The 15,745-nt window shown below is 73.7% G+C and carries 15 protein-coding genes; 10 read left to right on the top strand and 5 right to left on the bottom strand.

The window, feature by feature from the left end:
* Positions 1-207: 207 nt before the first annotated feature.
* Both ABZT74_RS28750 and ABZT74_RS28745 read right to left on the bottom strand, forming a co-directional pair.
* Positions 208-1,509: a PH domain-containing protein gene (locus ABZT74_RS28750; RefSeq protein WP_356439391.1), complete on the bottom strand. Its 1,302-nt coding sequence runs from the start codon at positions 1,507-1,509 to the stop codon at positions 208-210.
* 86 nt (positions 1,510-1,595) lie between these two features.
* Positions 1,596-2,099 carry a PH domain-containing protein gene (locus ABZT74_RS28745; RefSeq protein WP_356439388.1) on the bottom strand — a complete coding sequence of 168 codons (504 nt, stop codon included), beginning with the start codon at positions 2,097-2,099 and terminating at the stop codon, positions 1,596-1,598.
* Between the two features lie 31 nt (positions 2,100-2,130).
* On the opposite strand from ABZT74_RS28745, the gene ABZT74_RS28740 reads away from it, so the two are divergent.
* Positions 2,131-3,282 (top strand): NADH-quinone oxidoreductase subunit D, encoded by a 1,152-nt coding sequence (locus ABZT74_RS28740; protein ID WP_356176104.1) that lies wholly within the window; start codon positions 2,131-2,133, stop codon positions 3,280-3,282.
* Here the strand turns inward: ABZT74_RS28740 and ABZT74_RS28735 are convergent.
* A complete protein-coding gene (locus ABZT74_RS28735) occupies positions 3,247-4,323 on the bottom strand; it encodes an SAM-dependent methyltransferase (protein WP_355878758.1) in 1,077 nt (358 codons plus the stop codon). The two genes, ABZT74_RS28740 and ABZT74_RS28735, sit on opposite strands and share 36 nt — an antisense overlap.
* Positions 4,324-4,441: 118 nt before the next feature.
* Between ABZT74_RS28735 and ABZT74_RS28730 the strand changes: the two genes are divergently transcribed.
* From ABZT74_RS28730 to ABZT74_RS28720, 3 genes are all read left to right on the top strand, one after another.
* Complete coding sequence (locus ABZT74_RS28730) at positions 4,442-5,647, top strand: sensor histidine kinase (RefSeq protein WP_356439384.1); 1,206 nt, start codon at positions 4,442-4,444, stop codon at positions 5,645-5,647.
* A gap of 79 nt (positions 5,648-5,726) precedes the next feature.
* Positions 5,727-6,398 carry a response regulator transcription factor gene (locus tag ABZT74_RS28725; protein WP_355878752.1) on the top strand — a complete coding sequence of 224 codons (672 nt, stop codon included), beginning with the start codon at positions 5,727-5,729 and terminating at the stop codon, positions 6,396-6,398.
* A gap of 61 nt (positions 6,399-6,459) precedes the next feature.
* Positions 6,460-7,092, top strand: coding sequence for an AAA family ATPase (locus tag ABZT74_RS28720; RefSeq protein WP_356176098.1), 633 nt, complete (start codon positions 6,460-6,462; stop codon positions 7,090-7,092).
* Positions 7,093-7,144: 52 nt separating this feature from the next.
* Here ABZT74_RS28720 and ABZT74_RS28715 read toward each other — a convergent pair whose 3' ends face one another.
* On the bottom strand, positions 7,145-8,251 hold the full coding sequence (locus ABZT74_RS28715; protein ID WP_356439381.1) for a DUF5937 family protein: 1,107 nt from the start codon (positions 8,249-8,251) through the stop codon (positions 7,145-7,147).
* A gap of 157 nt (positions 8,252-8,408) precedes the next feature.
* Between ABZT74_RS28715 and ABZT74_RS28710 the strand changes: the two genes are divergently transcribed.
* Complete coding sequence (locus ABZT74_RS28710) at positions 8,409-8,627, top strand: hypothetical protein (protein ID WP_355878743.1); 219 nt, start codon at positions 8,409-8,411, stop codon at positions 8,625-8,627.
* Positions 8,628-8,708: 81 nt separating this feature from the next.
* Here the strand turns inward: ABZT74_RS28710 and ABZT74_RS28705 are convergent, their stop codons facing one another.
* Positions 8,709-9,914, bottom strand: a complete 1,206-nt coding sequence (locus ABZT74_RS28705) for a beta-eliminating lyase-related protein (protein ID WP_356176094.1) — start codon at positions 9,912-9,914, stop codon at positions 8,709-8,711.
* Positions 9,915-10,134: 220 nt separating this feature from the next.
* Here ABZT74_RS28705 and ABZT74_RS28700 point away from each other — a divergent pair, with 220 nt between their 5' ends.
* Genes ABZT74_RS28700 through ABZT74_RS28680 form a run of 5 tightly spaced genes read left to right on the top strand, consistent with a single transcriptional unit; the run spans position 10,135 to position 15,617 of the window.
* Positions 10,135-11,073 carry a DUF2520 domain-containing protein gene (locus tag ABZT74_RS28700; protein WP_356176091.1) on the top strand — a complete coding sequence of 313 codons (939 nt, stop codon included), beginning with the start codon at positions 10,135-10,137 and terminating at the stop codon, positions 11,071-11,073.
* The gene (gene panC / locus ABZT74_RS28695) at positions 11,070-12,062 is read left to right on the top strand and encodes a pantoate--beta-alanine ligase (RefSeq protein WP_356439379.1); all 993 of its coding nucleotides are present in this window, start codon (positions 11,070-11,072) and stop codon (positions 12,060-12,062) included. Before ABZT74_RS28700 ends, panC begins: the two co-directional genes overlap by 4 nt.
* The gene (locus tag ABZT74_RS28690; protein ID WP_355878733.1) at positions 12,059-13,828 is read left to right on the top strand and encodes an L-aspartate oxidase; all 1,770 of its coding nucleotides are present in this window, start codon (positions 12,059-12,061) and stop codon (positions 13,826-13,828) included. Before panC ends, ABZT74_RS28690 begins: the two co-directional genes overlap by 4 nt.
* A gap of 5 nt (positions 13,829-13,833) precedes the next feature.
* The gene (nadC, locus tag ABZT74_RS28685) at positions 13,834-14,811 is read left to right on the top strand and encodes a carboxylating nicotinate-nucleotide diphosphorylase (protein ID WP_356176190.1); all 978 of its coding nucleotides are present in this window, start codon (positions 13,834-13,836) and stop codon (positions 14,809-14,811) included.
* An 8-nt stretch (positions 14,812-14,819) separates the two neighbouring features.
* Entirely contained in the window at positions 14,820-15,617 is a 798-nt protein-coding gene (locus ABZT74_RS28680) for a type III pantothenate kinase (protein WP_355878726.1), read from the top strand.
* The last annotated feature ends 128 nt before the right edge of the window (positions 15,618-15,745 follow it).

Raw genomic sequence — 15,745 nt, 5'->3', positions numbered from 1 at the left:
GCCATGCGCGGGTGCGTGCCCGTGTCAGATCCCCCGCCGGGTCGGAGCCGCACGTCTTCGGATCCTCCGCCGGGTCGGAGCCGCACGCCGTCGGTTCCGATCGTTCGTCCGGCCGGACCCGCACACCGGCAGACCTCTCCCTGCCGGACCCGCACACCGGCAGGCCCTCCCGGCCGGACCCGCACGCCCGTCGGATCCTCCGCCCCGTCAGGCCATCCACCGGTCCGGTCGGGCCTCCCGACGCCCCGTGCGGGAACGGTCCGCCTGCGCCTGGAGCAGTTCCCTCGCCTCCTCGGTGTCGCGCAGCCGTACCGTCACCGTCTTGCCCGCGCCCGTGTCGACGTGCACGTCGGCGAGCCCCTTGAACCGCTCCCAGGGCCCCTGCGTCAGCCGGACGCTCTGCACCTTCGCGTGCGGGACCAGGGAGAGGCTGCGCCGCAGCAGGCCGTGCCGCGCCGCGAAGACCGCGCCGGTGACGGCCATTCCCTGGCCGCGCCACCAGAACGGCAGACACCAGCGGGCCCGCCGCGGGGGCCGGTCCAGGGACACCGGGACGGTCACCCCGGGCAGCACCGCGGCGATCACGGCCTCGGCCACCTCGCGCGGGGCGACCGGCACCAGGACCGAGTTCGACGATCCCGCCACGTCCAGTTCGACGCGGACCCAGCCGCGCCGCCGCCAGAGCAGCGGCTCGACGATCCGCACGGTCTGCACCCGGCCGGGCGGCACCGTCTCGTGCGTACGGTCCAGGAGTCCGTGGTCGATGCGCAGCCCGTCGGGGGACTCGCCCACCGTCCAGTCGTACTCGCCGACGAAGCGCCCCACGCTGCTCGCGCCGGCCGCGCCGAGCAGCGGGATGCCGGTCGCGAGGACCGTCCACACGCTGTGCGTGGCGAACCACAGCAGCGGCGGGACGACGAGTGCGGCGGCCAGCGAGCCCCAGGTCGCGCCGGTCAGCAGCAGGGAGACGGCGAGGACGCCGGGCGGCACGTGCAGCAGTTGGCGTACCGGTGCCTCGCCGACCTCGCGGGCCGCCTCGGGTGTGAACCCGGCCGCGCGGGCGAGGAGCACGGCACGGAGCTTGCGGGCCTCGCCCTCGCCCAGGTAGGCCAGTTCGTCCTTCTTGTCCGCCCCGACGACGTCGAGTTTCAGCTTGGCGACGCCCGCGACGCGGGCCAGCAGCGGCTGGGTGACGTCGACGGCCTGGAGCCGGTCGAGGCGGATGTGCGCGGTGCGGCGGAACAACAGCCCGGTACGGATGCGCAGTTCCGTGTCCGTCACCGCGAAGTGGGTGAACCACCAGCTCAGGAAGCCGTAGAGGGCGGCGCCCGGCACGATCACGGCGAGCCCGACGAGCAGCGCCGTCGTGGTGAGCCGGGTCAGCTGTTCCTGCGCCTGGTTGGGGTCGTGGACGGCCCAGCCGGCGATGACGGCGACGGGCGCCCAGGCACGCCGGAACGGGGTCACGGGATGCAGCCGCCGCTCGGACAGCGGCTCCTGCCCGGCCATGGAGCCCTCGTCCGGCAGCGCGGCCGTGGCGGCCGGACCCCCGGGCACGGCGGGCGGGGGGCCCGAGGGGCCCGGGGAGGCCGTGCTCACAGGCCCGCCGATCGGGCCTCGCCGAGTTCGGTCAGCCGGTCGCGCAGCCGCTCCGCCTCGGCCGGGTCCAGCCCGGGGATGCAGGCGTCGGTCGCCGCGGCCGCCGTGTGCAGCTGCACGCTGGCGAGCCCGAAGTGCCGCTCGACCGGCCCGGAGGTCACCTCGACCAGTTGCATGCGCCCGTACGGCACCACGGTCTCCTCGCGCCACAGCACGCCCCGGCTGATCAGCAGGTCGTCGGCGCGCTCGGCGTACCGCCAGGAGCGCCAGTTGCGGCCCAGCATGCGCCAGCCCCACCCGGCCAGGGCGAGCGGGACCAGCGCGAACAGCGCCCAGCCGGTGCCCGCGAACACGCCGAGGAGCACGCCGACGGCGATCGTCAGCAGCCCCAGCCACACCACCAGCAGCAGCCGGCGCATCCGCAGCAGACCCGGAGGCAGTCCGGTCCACACCGGTTCGGGCGTCGCGTTCTCGGTGGTCTCCGTGCTCCCCGTCTCCATGGGGCAAGCGTACGTACGACAGACTGTGTCCATGACTCCCACGACGGAGACCATGGTCGGTATCGGCGGCGCCGCGGAGAGCACCGACATGGTGCTCAACATCGGCCCCCAGCACCCGTCCACGCACGGCGTGCTGCGGCTCAGGCTCGTGCTCGACGGCGAGCGGATCCAGCACGCGGAGCCGGTCGTCGGCTACATGCACCGCGGCGCGGAGAAGCTCTTCGAGGCGCGCGACTACCGCCAGATCATCATGCTGGCCAACCGCCACGACTGGCTGTCCGCCTTCTCGAACGAGCTGGGTGTGGTCCTCGCCGTGGAGCGGATGCTCGGCATGGAGGTGCCCGCGCGCGCGGTGTGGACCCGCACGCTCCTCGCCGAGCTGAACCGCGTCCTCAACCACCTGATGTTCCTGGGGTCCTATCCCCTGGAGCTGGGCGGGATCACCCCGATCTTCCACGCCTTCACGGAGCGCGAGGAACTGCAGCACGTCATGGAGGAGATCTCCGGCGGCCGCATGCACTACATGTTCAACCGGGTCGGCGGCCTCAAGGAGGACCTCCCCGCCGGATGGGCCACCCGCGCGCGTGCCTCCGTCGCCGCGCTGCGCTCGCGGATGAGCGTGTACGACGACCTGGTGCTCGGCAACGAGATCTTCCGGGGGCGGACCCGCGGTGTGGGCACCCTGTCCGCGGAGGCCGTGCACGCCTACGGAGTGAGCGGTCCCGTCGCGCGCGCCTCCGGTGTGGACTTCGACCTGCGCCGTGACGAGCCCTACCTGGCGTACGGCGAACTGCGGGACACCCTGCGGGTCGTCACCCGGCAGGAGGGCGACTGCCTGGCCCGCTTCGAGTGCCTCCTGGAGCAGACGCACGTCTCCCTGGACCTCGCGGACGCCTGCCTCGACCGCCTCGCCGAGCTGCCGCCCGGGCCGATCAACCAGCGGCTGCCCAAGGTGCTGAAGGCGCCCGAGGGACACACCTACGCGTGGACCGAGAACCCGCTCGGCATCAACGGCTACTACCTCGTCAGCAAGGGCGAGAAGACGCCGTACCGGCTGAAACTGCGGTCCGCGTCGTTCAACAACATCCAGGCGCTCACCGAGCTGCTGCCCGGCACGCTGGTCGCCGACATGGTGGCGATCCTCGGATCACTGTTCTTCGTCGTCGGGGACATCGACAAGTAGGGCCCCGAAGGGGTCGCCGTCCGCCGGGACGGCGTCGCGGGCGTCCCCGAGGCCGACGGGACGGATCAGCCAGCCGAAGTCGCCGAGGCCCCCCGGCGCGGTGAGTTCCGCCGCCGCCCCGGCGCCCGCGAGAGCGCGGACGTAGCCGGCCGGGTCCGTCGACGCGAGCGTGAGCGGGGGGCGCGCGCCGCTCACGCCCAGCGCCCGAAGCGCCGCGCGCTGCGTCGTCACGTGTCCTCCGGCCCGTGCGCACGCGTCCAGCGCCACATGCGCGGTGATGTCGCACGAACCGTCCGGCACCGGTGCCGTCTCCCGTCCGTCCCGGAAGCCGGTGAGGGTCCCGAAGGGCGGTCGCCGTCCGGCGGAGTGTGCGTAGTCGACGGCGACGGCGAGCCCCCGGTCGAGCGAGCCCACGGCGTCGGCCCAGGCCAGGTCGCGGGGCAGCCCGATCTCGGCGCGGGAGCCTTCGGAGGGGGCGGCGGACGGCGTCCACCACCAGGTGCGCAGCCATTCCGCGTCCGCGCCGCCGACGGGCTCCCCGAGGCGTTCGGAGCCGTCGGCGCCCACGAGGACCCGCCGCGGCACTCCCTCCGCGTCCGTCTCGGCGACGTCGACCGGCACGTTGTCCAGCCATTCGTTGGCGAAGAGCAGCCCGGTGACCGCGCGCGGCGGCTCGGCGAGCCAGCTGATCCGGGCGTCCAGACCGGCGGGCCGGGCGGCGCGCTCGACGGCGTAGGCGCGCACGCGGGCGGCCACCTCGGCGGGGAGGGCGGCGAGGACGCCGGCCGCCAGCTCACCGCGGCCCGCCGCCATGTCGACGAACGCCAGCTCCCCGGGCCGGCCGAGCGCCACGTCGAGACGGCACAGCAGCCGTGCCACGGCCCCCGCGAAGAGCGGTGAGGCGTGCACCGAGGTCCGGAAGTGTCCCGCGGGCCCCTCGGGCCCGCGGTAGAAGCCGGAGGGCCCGTACAGCGCCTCTTCCGTCGCCTCACGCCACCCGCGCCACGTGCCGTTCTCCCTGGGGCCTGTCGTCGCTCTCACCGGCCCACACTAAGCGCCGGGCAGGGGAGGGCCTCCACCTTGGGGAGTACGAGGGGCGGTCCCGGATCGGTCCTCGGGTTGACCCCTGCACGCTGCACGCTTCCCTACTCTGGGTTACGTGCAGCGCCTCTATGACTTTCTCCGCAGGCACCCGACATGGGTCGACAGCTTCTGGGCCGTCGCCCTGCTCGGGATCACCGGCGTGAACATCGTCAGTGTCGACGGGGCCGCGGACCACCACGGGTCGGTCGCCGAGACGCTGCCCATCGCCTTCTTCCTGTGTGTGGTGGTCGCGCTGCGCCGCCGTATGCCGGAGAAGATGCTCGTCCTGGCCGCGGTCATGGGCTTCGTGCAGCTCGTCGTCGACGTCGAGGTGATGACCGCCGACTTCGCGATGCTGGTGATCATCTACACGGTCGCCGCGGACGGCGCGCGCTGGGCGTCGCGGTTCGCGCTGGCCGGCGGCCTGTGCGCGGGCACGCTCGCGCAGCTCCGCTGGCCGGCGAACGAGTCGGGTGCCCTGGGCGGCGTCCTCATAGCGATCTTCCAGACCGTTCCGTTCGCGCTCGCCTGGGTGCTCGGCGACTCCATCCGCACCCGCCGGGCGTACCTCGCCCAGCTGGAGGAACGCGCGGCCCGGCTGGAGAAGGAGCGCGAGGCGCAGGCCAAGGTGGCGGTCGCCGCCGAGCGTGCCCGCATCGCCCGTGAGCTGCACGACGTCGTCGCGCACAACGTCTCGGTGATGGTGGTGCAGGCCGACGGCGCCGCGTACGTCATGGACACCGCGCCGGACCAGGCCAAAAAGGCCCTGGAGACCATCTCCGGGACCGGCCGGCAGGCCCTCGCCGAGATGCGCCGCCTGCTCGGCGTCCTGCGCACCGGCGAGCACCAGGAGGGCGGCGAGTACGTGCCGCAGCCCGACGTCGAGCAGCTCGACGACCTGATCGAGCAGTGCCGCGTCTCCGGTCTCCCCGTCGACTTCAAGGTGGAGGGGACCCCGCGACCGCTGCCCAGCGGCGTGGAGCTGACGGCGTACCGCATCGTGCAGGAGGCGCTCACCAACACCCGCAAGCACGGGGGGCCGAACGCGGGGGCGAGCGTCCGCCTGGTCTACTTCGACGACGGCCTCGGCCTGCTCGTCGAGGACGACGGCAAGGGCGCGCCCCACGAGCTGTACGAGGAGGGGGGCGCCGACGGGCAGGGCCACGGCCTGATCGGCATGCGCGAGCGCATCGGCATGGTCGGCGGCACCCTGGACGCGGGGCCGCGGCCGGGTGGAGGCTTCCGCATCAGCGCCCTGCTGCCGCTCAAGCCGGCCCACTGACACCTGTACACACGCTTGATCCATAGGTTGATCCGTAGGTTGATCCGTACGGTGACCCGTACGAAGTGAAAGGACCCCGATGGCGATCCGCGTGATGCTCGTCGACGACCAGGTGCTGCTGCGCACCGGCTTCCGGATGGTGCTCGATGCCCAGCCGGACATGGAGGTCGTGGCCGAGGCGGGCGACGGCGTCGAGGCCCTCCAGGTGCTGAGCGCCACCGCGGTCGACGTCGTGCTCATGGACGTCCGCATGCCGAAGCTGGACGGCGTGGAGACGACCCGCCGTATCTGCTCGGACCCGAACCCGCCGAAGGTGCTGATCCTCACCACCTTCGACCTCGACGAGTACGCCTTCTCCGGGCTGAAGGCGGGCGCCTCCGGCTTCATGCTCAAGGACGTGCCGCCCGGCGAGCTGCTCGCCGCCATCCGGTCCGTGCACAGCGGGGACGCGGTCGTCGCGCCGTCCACCACGCGGCGGCTGCTCGACCGGTTCGCTCCGATGCTGCCCAACACGGGCAAGGAGCCGCAGCACAAGGGGCTGGAGCGGCTCACCGAGCGGGAGCGCGAGGTGATGATCCTCGTCGCGCAGGGTCTGTCGAACGGCGAGATCGCGGCGCGGCTCGTCCTGTCCGAGGCCACCGTGAAGACCCATGTGGGGCGCATCCTCACGAAGCTGGGGCTGCGCGACCGGGTCCAGGTCGTCGTCCTCGCGTACGAGACGGGGCTGGTGCGGGCCGGCGGGCTCGGCTGACCGTACGGCGCACCGGGCCAGGCGTGACCGGGGCGTGACCGGCGGCCACTAGGGTCTGCGCATGCTCCTGTGGATCAACGGCCCCTTCGGGGGCGGCAAGACACAGACCGCACACGAGATCCAGCGCCGGCTGCCCGGCAGTGTCATCTGCGACCCGGAACATCCCGGCTTCGGTCTGCGCCGGATGCTGCCGCCCGAACTGCGCGGCGACTTCCAGGACTTGGTGTCCTGGCGGCAGGGCGTCGTCGAGGTGCTCGACCTCGCGCTCGGCAAGCACGACGGTGTGGTCATCGCGCCCATGACGGTGACCGATCCGCGGCACTTCGCGGAGACGGTCGGCCGCCTTCGCGAACTGGGCCACGACGTCCGGCACTTCACGCTGCTGGCCGAGCGGGAGACCGTCCTGGCGCGGCTGCGCGAGCGCGGCTTCGGGCGGCTCCTGCGGTACGTCGCCGGGAAGGACGCCCCGCTGCGGCACGAGAGTTGGGCCGTGGAGCGGCTCGACCACTGCCTGGAGCGGCTGCGCGAACCGGAGTTCGCCGAGCATCTGTGGACCGACCAGGCGACCGTCGCGAGGACCGCCGACCGGATCGCGGTGCTCGCGGGACTGACGCTCACGCCGAACCGCGAGGGGGCCGTCCGCGGGCGCCTGCGGCGTGCGTGGACGAGCGCGCGCCACATCCGCTTCGACTGACCCCCGGCGCCCGTCCGGGCGATCCCCTCCGCCCGGCCGCCCGCGGGCGGCCCTACCGCAGCAGGCCTTCCAGGAAGTCGCTGCCCAGCCGTGCCACCACGCCGACGTCGAGCTGGTGCAGCACGTACCGGCCGCGCCGCCGGGTGGTGATCAGGCCCGCCTTCTTGAGCACGCCGAGGTGCCGGGATATCTCCGGCGCGGTCATGCCGTGCACCTGCGCCAGCTCGCCGGTGGTGTACGCGCTGCGCGCCAGGTGACGGCAGATGCGCATCCGGACCGGGTGGGAGAGGGCGGTCATGCGCAGGGTGAGCTGCTCGACGGAGGGCGGGACGGCGAGGTCGGGGGAGCTGACGGGGTAGTGCAGCACGGGCTGCCACCGGTAGCGGTGCAGGACCATCAGGTGCGGGCGGCCGAGGCTGGTGGGGACGAGGAGCAGACCGTCGTCCGCCGTGACCGTGTGCCCCTCGGTCAGCTTGTCGACGACGATGCGCCCCGCCGTCTCGTCCAGCGACAGCGCGGAGGACACGGAGGACAGCGTCTCGGCCAGGCCCCTGCGGCGGAGCAGCTCGGTCCGGTGCCGGGCCTCGGCGGCCAGTGGGTGCCGCAGCCGGGACCACGTCTCCGCGAAGAAGGCCTCGTCGCAGTCCTCCAGGAACTGCCGCAGCCAGGCCCGCACACCGGGCGGGTCCGTCAGCAGCCGCTCGGTGAACCGCGTCTGCTGCGGGCCGCGCGAGGCGGCCAGGTCGACGGCCCTGCGGCGCACCTCGGGGTCGTCGAGGGCGTGCGGTCCCGCCGAGCTGTACGCCAGCGCCGAGGTGAACTCCAGGGCCGTGTCGACGAACTGCTCGTCGGTGAGGTTGTCGAGCAGGTCCAGGTCCTCGGCGAGCGTCCCGCCCGGCATGGTGGCCCCGCCGGGGATGCCCGCGCACGGCAGGAACAGGTCCGAGAACGTCGTACGCCACAGGAAGTCCGCCTCGCACATACGGTCCGCGAGGTGCGGGTCGAGCCCGGCGGTCACGCCGGTCACCCAGCCCTGGAGCCCGGGGTGGTGGGCCGGCTCCGCGAGCGCGTGCAGCGCCATGCCCAGCTCGGCCAGCGGGGACGGCACGAAACTGATCCGCTCCGGCCGCAGCCCGCCGATGTCGATACGCACGCTCATGCCCCCATGGTGCACCCCGCCACCGACAACGGCCGCCGTCGATCGACCGTGGCCGTCAATCGACGCGACACCCGTCGTGATGAGGCGCAACCTGGGACGAGCAGGGCACTTCGCGCGGACCTTCGGATCCCGTCACCGTCCCGAGAGGCGATCCGTCATGAGCATCACCCAGCAGTACCTCCTGGACACCTACCGCGCCGCGCAGCACGGGGAGCCCGCCCCTCCGGCACCGGGCGCCCACGACGCCGAGACCGTGCGCGAGCTGCGTGAGTACCGGCGTTTCCGGGCGGTCGTGGCAGGGCGCCCGGCGCGGGGACGGATCCGGGGCGCCCTGGGCCGGTGGCTGCACGGAGGACGCCACCACCCGGCCTGTTGAGCCCTGAGCCCTGAGCGCTGAGCGCTGAGCGCTGAGCCGGGGCCCGTCGCGGCCTCCCGGTGACCGCGACGGGCAGTCGCTTCACGAACTCGCGGGCAGTCGCTTCACGAACTCGCGGACGGCCGCCTTCACGTCGTCCGCCGTCCACTCCATGCCCGGCCCCGCCACGGTGACCTCGGTGAGCGAGAGGCCCGGGCCTCCGGGTGCCCAGCCCTGGCCGAACAGGCCCGTCCGGGTCTCCTCCGTCTGCAGCAGCGCCGCGTCCCCGAGGACGTCCGGGTCGTACGGCAGCCAGACCTGGAACTGGTGGGTGTGCGGCACCTCCGGGTGGACGCGGGCCCACGGCACCCCGGCCTCGGCGAGCCCCTCGCGCAGGGCGGTCGCCACCACGCGCGCGTGGGCGACGTACTCCGGCAGCCGGGGCAGTTCCCGCTCCAGGCCGATCAGGGCGGACAGGACGGTCGGGAACTGCTGGATGATCATGCCGCCGTACCGGTGCCGCCAGGTCTTCGCCTCGTCGATGAGCGTCCTGGGGCCGGCGATCGCCGCGCCGCCGAAGCCGTCGAGGGACTTGTAGAACGACACGTACACGCTGTCCGCGAGGCCCGCGATCTCGTCGAGGGGGCGGCCGAAGTGCGGGGTGCACTCCCAGAGGCGGGCCCCGTCGAAGTGGACCACCGCGTCGCGTTCGCGGGCGGCCTCGACCACCTCGGTCAGCTCCTCCCAGGTGGGCAGGACGAAACCGGCGTCCCTGAGCGGCAGTTCCAGCAGCAGCGCGCCGAACGGCTCGGGGAAGTCCCGTACCTCCTCGGCGGTCGGCATCCGCGACTCGTCCGTCAGACGCACCGGGCGCAACCCGCTGACCTGGCTGAACGCGTGCCGCTCATGGACCTCGGGATGGTTGAGGGCGTGCAGGGCGACCGTCGGGTTCCCGGTGCGGCCGGCCCAGCAGCGCAGCGCGATCTGCTGGGCCATGGTGCCGGTCGGGAAGAACGCCGCGGCCTCCTTGCCCAGCAGCCCGGCGACGCGCTCCTCCAGGGCCTCGACGATGCCGTCGCCGTACATGTCGACCCGCCCGCCGAGGTCGTACGTCTCCTCGGCGGCCTCGCTCAGCCACGCCAGGCGCTCACGAAGGGTCTGCTGGTAGCTGGGCCGCCACAGCACCCGCTCCGCCGTCTTCCAGGCGACCGCGCGCCGCTCGAACCGCTCCTTGGGAGACAGCGGTGCCGCCGCCTCCCCGGCCTGCTCCGCAGGCTCCGTACCCGTCTCTGTCGCCCTGTCGCTCATCCCTGGATGATGTCCTGAGCCTGCCCGGCGGTCATCTTCAATTTTCCGCACGCCCGTGACCTGCGCGGATCGTGCTCGCGCGGTCGGCCGGCCGGGGTTCCGGGCCGTCCGCGGGCACCCACAGCCTGTGGACGACCGGACGCCTCCCGAGGCAATCGCGTTAACATGACGAGAAATCGTCCGGTACCCCGAGCGGACTGGAACGGAAGGCCGCCGTCGAGTGAGTATGTTCCCGCAGTCAGAGCCCAAGGACCGCCCAGCGCGGCTCGCCGTCGGCGTCGTCGGCGCAGGCCGGGTCGGCCCCGCCCTCGCCGCCGCGCTCCAGCTCGCCGGGCACCGCCCGGTGGCCGTCTCGGGCGTCTCCGACGCCTCCCGGCGCCGCGCCGCGCAGCTGCTGCCCGACGTGCCGCTGCTCTCCCCGGCGCAGGTCCTGGAGCGCTCCGAACTGGTGCTGCTGACCGTCCCGGACGACGCCCTGCCCGGGCTCGTCGAGGGCCTCGCCGAGACCGGCGCCGTCCGGCCCGGCCAGCTCGTCGTGCACACCTCCGGCCGGTACGGCGCGCGTGTCCTCGACCCGGTCCTCAGGGCGGGCGCGCTGCCGCTCGCGCTGCACCCCGCGATGACCTTCACCGGCACCGCCGTGGACGTCCAGCGGCTCGCAGGCTGCTCTTTCGGGGTCACCGCCCCCGACGAGCTGCGGCTGGCCGCCGAGGCCCTGGTGATCGAGATGGGCGGCGAGCCCGAGTGGATCGCCGAGGAGTCCCGGCCGCTCTACCACGCGGCCCTCGCGCTCGGCGCCAACCACCTGGTGACCCTGGTCGCCGAGTCCATGGAGCTGCTGCGCACCGCCGGTGTCGAGGCCCCCGACCGGATGCTCGGCCCGCTGCTGGGCGCCGCGCTGGACAACGCCCTGCGATCGGGCGACGCGGCCCTGACCGGCCCCGTCGCGCGCGGCGACGCCGGCACGGTCGCCGCGCACGTCGCCGAACTGCGCGAGCACGCCCCGCAGACCGTCGCCGGCTACCTCGCGATGGCCCGCGCGACCGCCGACCGCGCGCTCGCCCACGGACTGCTCAAGCCGGAACTCGCCGAGGACCTCCTGGGGGTACTCGCCAACGGAGCGGACGGGACCCAGGGGACCGAGGGAGACACCCGATGACCACCGCCCTGCTGCGCACCGCCGACGAGCTGCACGCGCGCGCCCGCACGGGCCGCCGAGCCGTCGTCATGACGATGGGCGCACTCCACGAGGGCCACGCCACCCTGGTGCGCGCCGCCCGTGAGATCGCGGGTGACGACGGCGAGGTCGTCGTGACCGTCTTCGTGAACCCCCTCCAGTTCGGGCAGGGCGAGGACCTCGACCGCTACCCCCGCACCCTCGACGCCGACCTGAAGATCGGCGAACTGGCCGGTGCGGACGTCGTGTTCGCGCCCGCCGTGGACGAGGTCTACCCCGGCGGCGAACCGCAGGTCCGGATCTCCGCCGGGCCGATGGGCGAGCGCCTGGAGGGCTCCGCGCGGCCGGGACACTTCGACGGCATGCTCACCGTCGTCGCCAAGCTGCTGCACCTCACCCGCCCGGACGCCGCGCTGTTCGGGCAGAAGGACGCCCAGCAGCTGGCGCTGATCCGGCGCATGGTCCGCGACCTGAACTTCGGCGTGGACATCGTCGGCGTGCCCACCGTGCGCGAGGAGGACGGCCTCGCCCTCTCCAGCCGCAACCGCTACCTGGCGGCGGCCGAGCGGCACACCGCGCTCGCCCTCTCGCAGGCCCTGTTCGCGGGCCGCGACCGGCACGCCGCGCAGGAGGCGCTGCGCGCCCGGGCCCGCGAGGTGCCCGCCACGCGCGCGCGTGCCGAGGCCCTGAGCGCCCTGGGCGAGTCCCGGGCCGCGGCCGACGCGCACGCCGTCGCGAAGGCCGCCCCCGGCGGACCCGTCGGGGTCCGCTCGGCCGCCCGGCTCGTCCTCGACGAGGCGGCCCGCATGAACCCGCCGCTGACCCTGGACTACCTGGCTCTCGTCGACCCCTCCGACTTCACCGACGTCCAGGACGACTTCACCGGCGAGGCGGTCCTCGCCGTCGCCGCCCGGGTCGGGACGACCCGGCTGATCGACAACATCCCCCTCACCTTCGGAGCCGCCTCGTGACCGGCAAAGGCACAGGTTCAGACAGCGCTACGGGCACCGGCATACGCCTGCACGCGCCCGCCCCCGGCTGGGCCCTCACCGCGGACGTCGTGGTCGTGGGCTCCGGCGTCGCCGGCCTGACCACGGCCCTGCGCTGCGAGGCCGCGGGGCTGCGCACCGTCGTCGTCACCAAGGCCCGCCTCGACGACGGCTCCACCCGCTGGGCGCAGGGCGGCATCGCCGCGGCCCTCGGCGACGGCGACACCCCCGAGCAGCACCTCGACGACACCCTCGTCGCGGGTGCCGGCCTGTGCGACGAGGAGGCGGTGCGCATCCTCGTCACCGAGGGCCCCGACGCGGTCCGCCGGCTCATCGCGACCGGCGCGCACTTCGACGAGTCCTCCGAGGGCGGCCTCGAACTCACCCGGGAGGGCGGTCACCACCGCCGGCGCATCGCGCACGCGGGCGGCGACGCCACGGGTGCCGAGATCTCCCGGGCCCTGGTCGAGGCGGTCCGCGAGCGGAGCCTGGCCACGGTCGAGAACGCGCTCGTCCTCGACCTCCTCACCGACGCCGAGGGCCGCACGGCGGGCGTCACCCTGCACGTCATGGGAGAGGGCCAGCACGACGGCGTGGGCGCCGTGCACGCCCCCGCCGTGGTCCTCGCCACCGGCGGCATGGGCCAGGTCTACTCCGCGACCACCAACCCGTCCGTCTCCACGGGCGACGGCGTGGCCCTCGCCCTGCGCGCGGGCGCCGAGGTCTCCGACCTCGAATTCGTCCAGTTCCACCCGACGGTGCTGTTCCTCGGGGCCGACGCGGAGGGCCAGCAGCCGCTGGTCTCCGAGGCGGTCCGCGGCGAGGGCGCCCACCTGGTCGACGCGGACGGCGTGCGCTTCATGGTCGGCCAGCACGAACTGGCCGAGCTGGCGCCCCGCGACATCGTCGCCAAGGGCATCACGCGCCGCATGCAGGAGCAGGACGCCGAGCACATGTTCCTCGACGCCCGGCACTTCGGCGCCGACATGTGGGAGCACCGCTTCCCGACCATCCTCGCCGCCTGCCGGGCCCACGGCATCGACCCCGTCACCGAGCCCGTCCCGGTCTCCCCGGCCGCGCACTACGCCTCCGGAGGCGTACGGACCGACGCCCGCGGCCGCACCACCGTCCCCGGTCTGTACGCGTGCGGCGAGGTCGCCTGCACCGGCGTCCACGGCGCCAACCGGCTCGCCTCGAACTCGCTGCTGGAGGGCCTGGTCTACGCGGAGCGCATCGCCGCCGACATCGCGGCGGGCAGCGCCGAGGACGGCCTCCACGCGCGCGTGCCCGAGGCGGTCCCGCATCCGGAGAAGCCCGCGCACCCGCTGCTCGCCCCGGAGGCCCGGTTCGCGATCCAGCGGATCATGACCGGCGGCGCCGGCGTGCTGCGCTCCGCCGAGTCCCTCGCGACCGCGGCCGACCAGCTCCAGCGCCTGCACGGCGAGGCGCGGGAGGCCCTCGACGAGAACGGCAAGACCTCCGAGCCGGGCGTCGACACCTGGGAGGCGACCAACCTGCTGTGCGTGGCCCGCGTCCTGGTCGCCGCCGCCCTCCTCCGTGAGGAGACCCGCGGCTGCCACTGGCGCGAGGACCACGCGGACCGGGACGACACGGACTGGCGCCGCCACATCGTCGTACGGCTGAATCCCGACCGGACACTCGCGGTCCGGACCACCGATACCGCAGACTTCCCCCCGACGACCCGGCAGCCTCGTCAGGCGCCCCCGTCCCGTCCCCAGGAGCAGTGACCGAAGTGAGCACCCCCGACCTTCCCCTCGTCCAGAGCGGTGGCTGCGGCGACGGCTGCGGCTGCGGCGCCGAAACGGACGAGGAGTACCTGGAGTGCGGCCTCGACCCCGCGCTCGCCCAGCTCCTCGCCGACGCCGGACTCGACCCCCTCGAGGTCGAGGACATCGCCAACGTGGCGATCCAGGAGGACCTCGACCACGGGGTGGACGTGACGAGTGTCGCGACCGTCGCCGAGGACGCCGTGTCCACCGGTGACTTCACCGCCCGGGACGCGGGCGTCGTCGCGGGCCTGCGGGTCGCCGAGGCGGTGCTCTCCGTGGTCTGCACGGACGAGTTCGAGGTCGAGCGGCACGTCGAGGACGGCGACCGCGTCGAGGCCGGCCAGACCCTGCTCAGCGTCACCACCCGCACCCGTGACCTGCTCACGGCCGAGCGCAGCGCGCTCAACATCCTGTGCCGCCTTTCCGGCATCGCGACCGCCACGCGCGCGTGGGCGGACGCCCTGGAGGGAACCAGCACCCGCGTGCGGGACACCCGCAAGACGACGCCGGGCCTGCGCTCGCTGGAGAAGTTCGCCGTGCGCTGCGGCGGCGGCGTCAACCACCGCATGTCCCTCTCGGACGCCGCGCTGGTCAAGGACAACCACGTGGTCGCCGCGGGCGGCGTGGCCCAGGCGTTCAAGGCCGTGCGGGAGGCCTTCCCGGACCTCCCGATCGAGGTCGAGGTCGACACCCTGGACCAGCTCCGTGACGTCGTGGAGGCGGGCGCCGACCTGATCCTTCTGGACAACTTCACGCCCGCCGAGTGCGAGAAGGCCGTCGGCGTCGTCGAGGGCCGCGCCCTCCTGGAGGCGTCCGGCCGGCTGACCCTCGCCGACGCCGCGACGTACGCGGGGACGGGCGTCGACTTCCTGGCCGTGGGCGCGCTCACGCACTCCTCGCCGATCCTGGACATCGGCCTCGACCTGCGAGCGGCGGAGTAACCCCGGCCATGCTGCTGACCATCGACGTAGGCAACACCCACACGGTCCTCGGTCTCTTCGACGGGGAGGAGATCGTCGAGCACTGGCGCATCTCCACCGACTCGCGCCGCACCGCCGACGAGCTCGCCGTGCTGCTCCAGGGCCTCATGGGCATGCACCCGCTGCTCGGCGAGGAACTCGGCGACGGCATCGACGGCATCGCGATCTGCGCCACCGTCCCGTCCGTGCTGCACGAGCTGCGCGAGGTGACGCGGCGCTACTACGGCGATGTCCCCGCCGTCCTCGTCGAGCCCGGCGTCAAGACCGGCGTGCCGATCCTCACGGACAACCCGAAGGAGGTCGGCGCCGACCGGATCATCAACTCCGTCGCGGCCGTCGAGCTCTACGGGGGACCGGCGATCGTCGTCGACTTCGGCACGGCGACCACGTTCGACGCCGTCAGCGCGCGCGGCGAGTACATCGGCGGCGTCATCGCGCCCGGCATCGAGATCTCCGTCGAGGCGCTCGGTGTCCGGGGCGCGCAGCTCCGCAAGATCGAGGTGGCCCGGCCGCGCTCGGTGATCGGCAAGAACACCGTCGAGGCCATGCAGTCCGGGATCATCTACGGGTTCGCCGGCCAGGTCGACGGCGTCGTGAACCGCATGGCGCGCGAGCTCGCGGAGGACCCCGAGGACGTCACCGTCATCGCCACGGGCGGCCTCGCCCCCATGGTCCTCGGCGAGTCCTCGGTGATCGACGAGCACGAACCGTGGCTGACCCTGATCGGTCTGCGCCTGGTCTACGAGCGCAACGTCTCCCGCATGTGAGCCTCCGGGGTCCGGCCGTCCGCCGGACCCCGGCCCCGCTCGGAAATCCCGCGGAACCGGCCGGCCCGCGCCGCGCCCCTTTCCGAATGCGGCTCCTTTCGGCGTCCGCGACTCTTCGCGCGATGTGT

This window comes from Streptomyces sp. NPDC005302 (assembly GCF_040607345.1).
Taxonomy (GTDB): domain Bacteria; phylum Actinomycetota; class Actinomycetes; order Streptomycetales; family Streptomycetaceae; genus Streptomyces.
The sequence above is the reverse complement of the archived record's forward strand: the minus strand, read 5'-3'. Positions and strand labels throughout refer to the sequence as shown.